8 protein-coding genes are annotated in these 10,423 nt (G+C 59.9%); 6 read left to right on the top strand and 2 right to left on the bottom strand.

From position 1 onward, the window contains the following. Window positions 1-68: 68 nt before the first annotated feature. On the top strand, window positions 69-524 hold the full coding sequence (locus ACFB49_RS12640; protein WP_380871519.1) for a toxin-activating lysine-acyltransferase: 456 nt from the start codon (window positions 69-71) through the stop codon (window positions 522-524). Between the two features lie 388 nt (window positions 525-912). On the opposite strand, the gene ACFB49_RS12635 is transcribed toward ACFB49_RS12640, so the two are convergent. After that, window positions 913-1,962 carry an AraC family transcriptional regulator ligand-binding domain-containing protein gene (locus tag ACFB49_RS12635; RefSeq protein ID WP_380871517.1) on the bottom strand — a complete coding sequence of 350 codons (1,050 nt, stop codon included), beginning with the start codon at window positions 1,960-1,962 and terminating at the stop codon, window positions 913-915. A 22-nt stretch (window positions 1,963-1,984) separates the two neighbouring features. Next, complete coding sequence (locus tag ACFB49_RS12630; RefSeq protein WP_380871515.1) at window positions 1,985-3,175, bottom strand: sulfotransferase family protein; 1,191 nt, start codon at window positions 3,173-3,175, stop codon at window positions 1,985-1,987. Between the two features lie 352 nt (window positions 3,176-3,527). On the opposite strand from ACFB49_RS12630, the gene ACFB49_RS12625 reads away from it, so the two are divergent. From ACFB49_RS12625 to ACFB49_RS12605, 5 genes are all read left to right on the top strand, one after another. Beyond that, a complete protein-coding gene (locus ACFB49_RS12625) occupies window positions 3,528-4,787 on the top strand; it encodes a hypothetical protein (protein ID WP_380871513.1) in 1,260 nt (419 codons plus the stop codon). Window positions 4,788-5,206: 419 nt separating this feature from the next. Continuing rightward, window positions 5,207-7,585, top strand: coding sequence for a TonB-dependent receptor (locus ACFB49_RS12620; protein ID WP_380871511.1), 2,379 nt, complete (start codon window positions 5,207-5,209; stop codon window positions 7,583-7,585). Between the two features lie 136 nt (window positions 7,586-7,721). Continuing rightward, entirely contained in the window at window positions 7,722-8,492 is a 771-nt protein-coding gene (locus ACFB49_RS12615) for an SDR family NAD(P)-dependent oxidoreductase (protein WP_380871509.1), read from the top strand. A gap of 122 nt (window positions 8,493-8,614) precedes the next feature. Beyond that, on the top strand, window positions 8,615-9,463 hold the full coding sequence (locus ACFB49_RS12610; protein WP_380871507.1) for an SDR family oxidoreductase: 849 nt from the start codon (window positions 8,615-8,617) through the stop codon (window positions 9,461-9,463). Window positions 9,464-9,555: 92 nt separating this feature from the next. Next, on the top strand, window positions 9,556-10,293 hold the full coding sequence (locus ACFB49_RS12605) for a 3'(2'),5'-bisphosphate nucleotidase CysQ (protein WP_380871505.1): 738 nt from the start codon (window positions 9,556-9,558) through the stop codon (window positions 10,291-10,293). Window positions 10,294-10,423 lie beyond the last annotated feature (130 nt).

The raw sequence follows: 10,423 nt of genomic DNA, 5'->3' as shown, positions 1-10,423 counted from the left end.
CTCAAACTTCCCCAGGGGCGGCCAAGGACGCCCCCACGCCGCCTACTGTCAGTCATCTTCTGGGGGAGATGACCTGGCTTCTCAGCCAGTCGCCCCTGCATCGCGCACTAACGATCGGCGATCTTGAGTGGCTGATCATGCCTGCGCTGATCCATCAGCAATTCTACATCTTCCGGGACGGTGAGAAGCCGGTCGGGCTCGCACTCTGGGCAAAATGCAATGCAATAGCCGCAGCAAAGCTCGAAGGCGGGATGATAGAGCCGGCAAACCGGCTGACGCTGGAAGAGTGGAAGTCGGGTGATGCGATCTGGCTCGTCGATATGATTGCGCCATTCGCATCGGCAGAGAATCGTCACCGAGAGGTAATGATGGCGGATCTTATCTCCGGACCATTGAGGGGCTTTGCCTTCAACTTTCATCAGACCGACCCGGTATCGGGCAATCGATCGGTGCAGCACGTCGCGGCCGACGCTGGCGATAAGCTGAAGGAAGTAATCGAGAGGGCGCTTGCTACCCAGGTCTAATCCAAGGGACGCCGGGGTGCGGTGTGTACCTATTTGTGTACCCGCTTTTTTCCTTGAGATGACGCAGCACGGGCTTAATATCTGCGGTGATTGCAGAATTCTGTGATCTTCGGTTAGCTGGAAATCGGCGGTCGGGAATTTTGGTACCGGTGTCCTGTCGAGGATGCCATGACTCCGACGATATCGCAGAGCGGGCCGCTCACGCCGACAAAGCCGCCGTTCAGAGCTCGATTTCAAATGCCCAATACCTACCGTTCATTCAGCAAATTGGAGGTGGAGTTGGCGACGCATTGGCCGTCGTGAAGGTCTGGCCTGCCTGGGAGGACGATAGCGTCCACCGCTGCTCAAACGAAAATCAACGATCCGGTTCGGATAGCGAACTCCGAGCTTAAGTCGACGAAGCATCTCGGCGTGACTGGGCGACTTTTCGGAACGCGATAGGAGTAGTGCCGCTCCATTCCACGAACGCGCGCGTAAACGCCTTGGTGCCACTAAAATCTAGCATCGTCGCGACCTGGTCGAAGTGCGCGTTGTCGGCAGCCAGTAATTCTCGCGCGACGCGATACCGGATATTGGCTTTGATTTCGCGGATCGAACCACCCTCGGATTCCAGGTGTCGCCGAAACGTAGCACTGGACATGCCGAACCGCCTTGCCAGTTCGACATGGTCCGGAAGCGGGCGAGAACTCAGCATCGCGTCCCGGTAAAGTGCAGTGACCTGGGCCGAGAGGCTCACGGTCGTATCTGCGGGCAGTATGACGTCGAAGGGGAATGATTGGAGAAACTGGCGCATTTCAACACCGTCCCGGACTACAGGGCGGTCCAGCGCCTGCGCCGGGAAGATCAGACCGTCCATCTGTCCGTTGTAGCCGACCGTGATACCGAACACGGCAGAAATGGACGCGGATTCATCGTCCATTGCCATCGCCAGCTCATACTTGGGACCTATCGGTTGACCGATCAGCCACTCGAACAGCCTGGTGAAGACGAGAAAAGCATTCAGCGTAAAGAATGTGCGCCATCCCTCCTCGACGGGGCCGAGGTGGATCCCCATCCTCATCATATCATCGGCTTCGACCGTATCGAGCCAGCCGTACGCTCGTCCGCAAATCTCGAAGAACCGCGACTGGCGCTGGATCACTTCCCTTAACGACGAGCTCGTCACGAGCGCGTGACACATCAGGTCGAAATCTTCTCGCGACAGACCTGTAATGCCTGCCGGAACATAGACCTGACGGATGCTGTTGACGCAGTGCTGGCTGATGCGCGCGAAGTCCGTGACCGGCAAATGCCGGACACGTCGCAGGAGGAGATCCTCAAAGGAATAGGAGAAGCGGCACTCGCGAAGAATCGCGGTGGCGGAGAGGCCAACGCTCTCCGCCTTGCGCAGCAGGAGGACGAGCTGTTCGGTCGGCGCATATTTCTTGTCGCTGCTCACGGCCGTCGCTCCCCAGCGTTCCTCAGATCTCGTCAGGAACCTTAAAATACTCCTGATACTTTCTGTAGCTCTCGCGTTCCGCCGCTGTTCGCGCGTCACCCTGTCGCGACTTCTGGTATTTGGAAGAATTGCCATGGCCTGACTGATGCCGGCTCTTCAGCCACGCGAGCATCGAGGATAGCACCTCGGGTTTTAGCTCGAGATGCAGATCCCAATATATCCCCTCGATCACCGTCTTGGGATCGGCGATGAAGTCGGAATATAGCGAATTGGCGTAGTAGCCCTTGCGCAGCACCCCGTTTCCGATCGCCGCAATTACGTCATCCCACATCGCTACCCGTGAGCCGATATCCGCCCAGGCGCTCGCCGTATCCGGATAGAGAAAGGGATTGTCCGTCCGCCAGTAATAGATGGTCCCCGATGTGTTCACGACCGAATCTGCGGTGACGATGGGATCCCGGTGAGGAAGGATGATCTTTGCGTCAGGATAGGCCTTCAGGAGTGCCTCGATCCGCTCCATGTGGGTAGGGTTCTTTAGCAGCCAATGCTTCTGCTTATATTTGAACTGGAGGAGCTTCAGGATGCGCTTGTGCCAGTGGAAATGGTAATCGGCGGCCCGCTCGCGGAAATACCGCTCATATGTCGGGATCTGAAAGGCGTTCACCCACACTTCCGAAAAGAAGGCGAGATAGGTGAACTCGATATCCTCCACGGGTAGTTCCGGGCCTGTGGGATGGACACCTTTCCATTCGGGCGAGATCGCGTCGATTATGTCGATCCGGTCCTGTGCCTTGCGGATACGCGGATCGGTTCGATAGGTGGCCTCTTCGGGAGGAGGCGCCGGGTAGAGAGCCTCCCACCGACGGACAGAACGAAATTGTGGATCGTGCGACAGCGTCTCGTGAAGGATGCTGGTGCCCGACCGTCCGAGGCCGAGGATGAAGACGGGTTCGACAATGGCTTCGTCTTCGATTTCAGGGTTAAGCCGATAGGCTTCTTTGACCCGGAGCCTGGCCTCGAGATAGCTGACCAGTTCCGAGCGCGTCAGGATTCTTCCGAAGAAGTTGAGCCTGGCTTCCTCCTCGATAGCCTTGATGAGCACCCGGAAGTGCTCGATCCAACCGTCGTCGCCAAAATCATCCAGCCCTGTATTGCGACGGGCGGCGCTGAACAGCGACTCTTCGTCGAGGGGAATGACGGCCTGGCCATCCATCTTGTCGCCAAGCTTGTTTAGCATCGTGAGCCATTCGGGTCGCGGGGCCGGCTGCCACGTCTTGCGGCGATCCTCGCTTCCGAGCTCGTTGGGGTTGCCCATGCATCTCTCCTTGGGATTCGGCAGGAGATGTTTCCTGTCCCGATCGACGCGATGGCTAGGGCGTGGCTGCGCTTCTCGTCCAGCCCAGCCGGGAACGGAAGTGCGCATCAATGGTGTAATTATGCTCAAACGCAAGTGGTGCGGCGCACTGTGAGCACATTTGAGGTCAGTCCAAGCAGTTCCGTGATCTGGGTCCGATTGCGCGGGCAAGTTTCGACCGACATCAAAGGTCCGGCGCGCGACCAAGTGCGTGGGGGCGCTGCGCGAACAGAAGGACATAGTTATGCCAATTTCTCAGCCTCCTCTCGATACGCCCGATCAGAGATGGGTAGAACGATTGGCGCTCAGAATTCTTGGTGACAGATCGCTGGCAGTTGTCGGCGAATCTGTTGCGCAGCATTGGATCGCGCAAATCACGCCGGACGAAGCACAGCTTGGCCAGTTCGAACTGGAACTCGAGCGGGCTGTGTTTTGCGGCTTGATGAACACCGCCAACGCCGATCCCAGGCGGCCACTCATCCACGCATTTGGCCGACTGGAACACGAGGTTGATGGAAAGACTGTGCCGGCCACGCGGACGGCGCATACGAATCTCGATTATGTCTATCGCTTCGTGCCCCTCGACGGGGCTTCGTCGCTTCATATCCGGGGCCGGGTGCACGACGGGCAAGCGCCGCTTGCGATAGAATATGCGCTTCTGACGGCGGGCCAGGTTTATCAGAAGACGCTCGCGCTCGCTGACATCGCCATAAGCTCCGACGGCACCTTCGACATCTATGTGGACGGCGAGGAAGCGGGCGATCGGCAAAATCATTTCCAGGTCGATCAAGACAGCTATCAGCTCCTGCTGCGCGACGTGATCGGAGACCCAAGATCACAATTGCCCCTGGATCTTGAGATCGTCCGGGCCGCTCCTCTTCCAGATCCGGCCTCCATAGAACTGCCGGTTCTGGATGCCACCGCCCAGGCCCATATCCAGAAGCATGTCGACGACCTGATCTTCACGACCAGGAATTTCGCCATGGCCGGGCTGGCCAATCAGTTCGGCGACCCCGCCATCAACAAGACCGGCATTTACTCGGCATCGCAGGCTTATTCGATCGGTCATGTCCGTCTTGACCGCGATGAAGCGATGATCATCACCTTGACGCTTGGCAGCGCGGCTTATGCGACCGTCCCGCTTACGAACATCTGGGGCGGCGTGGGCGAGATCCTCGCCGTCCGCTCGAATGTCTCCACGCCGCTTGCCACGCGAAACGGCGACGGAAGTTTCACCTTTGTCATCAGCCTCACGGATCCGGGGACCTATAATTGGGTGGAGATCGGTCCCGACGGCACCGGCTGCCTCTTCATGCGCTGGGTCGGTCTTACCGACGGCGTGGCGCCTGAAATGTCCGCGAGCATCGTGCATCTGGACAATTGGAGGCCGCCGGCCGAACTCGTCCGGAATGGCCGTCCGGATGGCGGGAAGGATTTGCGGCGCGAGGGTTACTGCCGTGTCATGGCGTAACTGGAGGCAGCCGCAAATTGGCGCAGCTTTAGTCCCTGCCTCCACCCGTGCTTCCCATCACTCTCGACCGCGGGCATCGCGCGGCCAGCGAGCAGATCGGGATATGTCACTGTTCTCCATTCAAAAAAGCTGACGGCCGCAGGCGAATGGAAAACACGCGGCCGGCGTGAGCATTTTTAGGGATCGACTGAGCATTGTTGGGACATGTCGCGTCTTGTAATTCACCGGTCTTCGGGCGATCCAAGCTGCACAGCTCGCGATCCAATCAGTTCACCTGATGATGCGATCAAACTGTCGAACTAAATTAAGATCGGCAAGATCCAGATTATAAATCTGGTGAAAGCTAATGCTCGGATCGTGACCAATAAAAGGTAAGCGCAACAGTAGAGATTGCGCGGAAATAATTTAGGGAGAGAGAAATGAAGTCGTGCATTTTCTTGTCAGGTGCTGCGGCGCTGTGTTTTTGCTATCCTGCTTATTCACAGGTCACTCCCCCGGCTGGCACCAGCGTGTCGCCCGAAGCCGACAAGGCATTAGAGCAGACAGGATCTACAGAGGCATCCTCGGTTGATGATGGCCTTGGCGACATCGTCGTGACCGCTCAGAAGCGGTCCGAGCGGCTGCAGCAAACGCCACTGGCCGTCAGCGCGGTGACCAGCGACACGATCAGGAGCCGTGGCATTGATTCCGTCGCCGGTCTGACATCCGTCGCGCCGAGCGTGTCGGTTTCGGTGGGGGCATCGTCTGCGACCAATGTCTCTCTCTTCATCCGCGGCATCGGTGAGATTGAACAGGTCCTGACGTCCGACAGTCCCGTTGGCCTCTATGTTGACGGCATCGTCGTGGGACGTTCCGCTGGCGCAGCTTTTGAAATCCTGGACCTCGAGCGGATCGAGGTTCTTCGCGGCCCTCAGGGCACGCTTTACGGCCGCAATACGATCGGCGGTGCGGTGAACTTCATCACGGCCAAGCCGTCGGACGACTTCGGCGTCACTGCCCAGGCATCCATTGGCAACTACAATCTCGCGAAGGGTGGATTCACCCTCAACACCGGCGATTTTGGCGGATCAGGGCTGAAGGGGCTCATCAGCTTCGTGCACAAGCAGCGCAGCGGCTATGTAAATAATCCCCTTGAACCGGATGATCGCGATCCAGGCGCCTATAATCTCGACGCCGTTCGCGCCGCGTTGCGCTACGAGTCGGATGCGTTGACCATCGACTATGGCTTCGACTTTTCGGTTCGCCAGAGCATTGCCGGCGCCTTCCAGTTGACGGCTGTGCGTCCCGACGTACTGGATTACCTGAACGCGTCGCCTGGGTTAGGCGGATCAGCGCCGGTCGTTTCCGGCAGCCGGCTTGACCAGCTGGCACTCGCCCCGGTCGGCCGGATCAGGGATGAAGTCGAAGGCCACACCCTGACGGTCAACATCGAACTTGGTGATGTCACCATCCGCTCGCTCACTGGCTATCGACGCTGGCACGGACTGAATCAGCTCGACACGCTGGGCGGTAATGCCGGTCTCGTGGGTTTCACGGTGAGCCCTGCGATCCTCGCTCCGCCGAACCCGTTCATCCCATTAGGTGTGGGGCCAATCAATCTCTTTACGGCCAAGAACGATCGCAAACAGCACCAATGGTCGCAGGAATTCAATGTCCTGGGCAACATCGGCGATCGTTTCAAATATGTCGTTGGCCTCTATTATTTCGACGAGAAGGCACGCGAGACCAACCCGACCAACTTCCTCTTGGTCCTACCGTCGCCAGTTCCAATCCCGATTACGCCGGACGTCACGCTCAATGGTTTTGGCGTGCCGTTGGCAGGCCTGCTTGCATACCAACATGAATCGGAATCGCGTGCTGCCTTTGCGCAGGCGAGCTATTCGCTGACGGACCGGCTTAGCCTCACCGGCGGCATACGCTACACCGAGGACGAAAAGCATCTGACGCAAACCTCGCCCTATGTGCGATCGCCGGACGCAAGCTTTAGCAAGACGAACTTTGCCGTGAGCCTGGATTTCCAGGCCACTCCGGATCTGCTGGCCTACGGACGGGTATCGACAGGCTACAAATCAGGTGGTTTCAACGCGCGCTCGGCGAACTCGAGTTTTGATCCGGAGTCGCTGACGTCCTACGAGGCAGGCATCAAGAGCGAGTGGTTCGACCGTCGCCTCCGTATGAACCTCACCGGCTTTTACGCCGACCACAAGGATGTCCAGCTGCAACAGACGCAGGCGGGCACGGGAGGAGCCCAGACGGCGACCGTCAACGCTGGTAAGGCGCGATATTGGGGTGTGGAGGCCGAGGTCGCCGCGAAGCCAACGCCGGAACTCACGCTTGCCGCCAATGTCGGTTATGTGAACCGCAAGTATAAGCAGTTTCTGATCCTCGATCCCGTCACCGACACGTTTGTTGACGTCAAGGATAGCGCCCATTTCGTGGTCGGGCCCACAACGACGATCAGTGCCTTGGCGCAATATGAATTCCCGCCTATGAGTGTCGGTCAGGTCGTTGCCCGCGTGGACTATGATTATCGCGGCAAGATATATTTCAACCCGACAACCGTGGGCGCGCCCTTCAATGATGAGATCCGCGGGGACGGGCGCAATCTGGTTGGTCTCCGGCTTGCCTTGCGCGACGTCAAACTGGCCGGTGGGTCAGCGGAAATCGCCGCCTGGGGCAAGAATGTCTTCAACGAGAAATATCGCGAGTTCGGCATCGATTTCGGAGCCTTGGGCTATGCCGGCAACATCTACGCCGAGCCGGCGACCTACGGCCTGGATTTCACGCTGAAGTTCTAGAACAGCTCTCCCCGACTTCCTCCGAGGAGTGACTGCGTCAGGTGGACACTGATTGCATGTGTCCACCTGACGCCATTTCCATAAATCTTGTGGCCCGCCTGACCATTCGAATTCCCGTGCCGCAGAAAGGATCGATATGACCAACGACTTTCCCGAAGGCGCGGTGATGGTGTTCGGCGGCAGCGGCGGCATCGGCCAAGGCGTTGCGATCGAATTCGCCAAGTCGGGCACCGACGTCGCGATCTGCTATCGCTCCAAGCAGGACGTCGCTGAAAAGACGGCCGAGGCGATCCGCGCGCATGGCGTGAAGGCGAGCATCCACCAGGTCGACGTGCGGGACAAGGCGCAGGTCGCAGCCGCTGTCGTCGCAGCCGCCAAGGATCATGGCCGCGTCCATTCGATGGTGTGGGGTGCTGGCCCGCTGGTGCCGCAGATCCACATCGCCGAGTGGACCCGGGATCATTATCGCAACGCGATCGACGTCGAAGTGCTCGGCTTCTTCACCGCCTCGCAGGTGCTGATCGAGCATTTCCGGGCGAACGGCGGCGGCTCCTTCTGTCATCTCGGCTCGGCCGGGCATGACTGGTGGCCGGCGATGGACGGGCTTTCGGTCGCGCCCAAGGCGGCGAACGAAGCGCTCATCAAGGGCATCGCCAAGGAAGAGGGCAAGTTCGAGATCCGCGCCAACTCGGTGCTGGTCGGCGTCATCGACGCGGGCATGTTTCACGAACTCACCAAGCAGGGCGTGTTCGACGAGGAGTGGGTGAAGGAGACCCACAAGCTGCTCGCGCTGAAGCGCTGGGGTCAGCCCGAGGATATTGGCCAGGCGGCCGTGTTCTTCTGCTCCAATCGGGCGCGTTATGTGACGGGCCAGACGATTTCGGTGTCCGGCGGCTTCGGGGTCTGATCGAATGGCGAACGGAAGCGCGAGGGCGATAAAGCTGCTGGCGCACCGAAATCAAGCCGAAGGCAAGGACAGGGTCAGCGCAGATTGATCTCTGGCGAGCCCGCGAACTGAAGGAATGCGAGATGGAAGCCAGGAAAGTGGCGGTTGTGACAGGCGCAGCCAGCGGAATTGGACGCGGGCTCGCCAGGATCGCTGATGAGCGTGGCATGCAGGTCGTCATCGCCGACGTCGATGAGGCCGGCCTCGCGCGTCTGGCGGCCGATCTCGGAGGCAGGCCGCTAGCGGTGCGCACAGACGTCAGCGACACGGTGAGCGTCGATGCGCTCGCGGAGCGCGTCTTCGCTGAATTTGGCCGCACAGATATCCTCTTCAACAATGCCGGCCTTCTCTCCGGCGGGCTGAGCTGGAAGATCCCCACAGATCGCTGGCGCCGCATCCTTGATGTCAATGTCATGGGCGTGGTGAACGGTGTGGCGAGCTTCGTTCCCCGCATGATCGAAACCAATCTGGCGTGCAGGATCGTCAACACGGCATCGATCGGTGGCTTTGTATCCAGCCCCCTCATCGCGCCTTATACCGCCAGCAAATTCGCGGTGGTGGCGCTCACGGAAGCGCTTGCGATCGAGCTCCAGCTTGAGAATTCCAAGGTCGCCGTATCAGTCCTCGCTCCCGGCGCGGTCAGATCGGAAATCTATGCGGAAACCCGCGGCGCTCGGTCAGAGGATTCGGTTGACCGTTCCATCTCGGCAATGCGGGACTTTACCGAGCAAACCGGAATGGACCCGGATGACTTCGCGCGCTGGGCATTCGCGGGGATCGACGACGGCCAATTCTGGCTGATCATGCAACCGGAGATCTATGGGGCGGCCATCGCCGACCGGACGCGTCGGGCTCTCGAAGGCATCAACCCGCTCCCGGCCCATTATGGGAGCGCGATGGCGGATCCCGATACAAGCAAGGAGGGTCGGTAGATGGGCGTACCCATTCACATAAATTATCGCATCGACACGACGAAGATGACGCCCGAACAGGCGGCCGAACTCATCGTCGAGGAGTTGCTGAAGTGACGGACGTCGAACTCGCCCGCCACATCGCGGAAACCGCCGGCCAGATCCTCGTCACGCTCCAGAAGTCGGGCCTTTTCGAAGGCAAGGCGCTGGGCAAGGCGGGGGACCGCGTCGCCAACGCGTTCATCATGGCGGCGCTGGCCGAACAGCGCCCCGATGATGCCGTGCTTTCGGAAGAGGAGAAGGATAGTTCCGATCGCCTCAGCCGGGAGCGCGTGTGGATCGTCGATCCGCTCGATGGCACCCGCGAATTTGGTGAGGAGCGCACCGATTGGGCGGTCCACATCGCGCTCGCCATCAACGGCAAGGCGGAAATCGGTGCGGTTGCGCTGCCGGGCATTCCGCTGACGCTCTGCACTGAGCGCAAGCTTGATGCGGCTGCGGCGGAAGGCAAATTGCGGATGCTCGTCAGCCGCACCCGTCCCGCCGCGGAGGCGGTGGCGGTCGCGGAAAAGCTGGGCGCTGAGCTGGTCCCGATGGGATCGGCCGGCGCCAAGGCGATGGCGGTCGTCCGCGGCGAAGCGGAGATCTATCTCCACTCCGGCGGCCAATATGAGTGGGATAGCTGCGCGCCGGTCGCGGTGGCGCAGGCGGCGGGCTTCCACGTCAGCCGGATCGACGGCAGCGCGCTCGTCTACAACCAGGCCGACGTCTATCTGCCCGATCTGCTGATCTGCCCGCCACACTATGCGGAGCAGGTGCTCACCCACATTCGGGAGCTACCCGCCGTTTGATGCCGGAAAGGTCATTTGGAATGTCTGCTAGGCGCGGGCGAGGGGCTGAACCTAGGCTATTGGATCCGCAGCCGGGCCAAGCCGCGTTAAGGAAGGCGCGGCTCTCAACTTCGGGCTGCGGCGCCCACTG

Origin of the sequence: Sphingomonas sp. DBB INV C78 (genome assembly GCF_042693015.1) — a bacterium.
Lineage (GTDB): Bacteria > Pseudomonadota > Alphaproteobacteria > Sphingomonadales > Sphingomonadaceae > Sphingomonas_E.
This window is presented reverse-complemented; position numbering and strand designations above follow the sequence as displayed.

What these genes read in the sequence shown, in the direction of transcription:
- ACFB49_RS12640 (WP_380871519.1), top strand. Translation starts at nt 69, where the DNA reads ATGACCTGGCTTCTCAGCCAGTCGCCCCTGCATCGCGCACTAACGATC.
- ACFB49_RS12610 (WP_380871507.1), top strand. Translation starts at nt 8,615, where the DNA reads ATGGAAGCCAGGAAAGTGGCGGTTGTGACAGGCGCAGCCAGCGGAATT.
- ACFB49_RS12620 (WP_380871511.1), top strand. Translation starts at nt 5,207, where the DNA reads ATGAAGTCGTGCATTTTCTTGTCAGGTGCTGCGGCGCTGTGTTTTTGC.
- ACFB49_RS12630 (WP_380871515.1), bottom strand. Translation starts at nt 3,175, where the DNA reads ATGGATGGCCAGGCCGTCATTCCCCTCGACGAAGAGTCGCTGTTCAGC.
- ACFB49_RS12615 (WP_380871509.1), top strand. Translation starts at nt 7,722, where the DNA reads ATGACCAACGACTTTCCCGAAGGCGCGGTGATGGTGTTCGGCGGCAGC.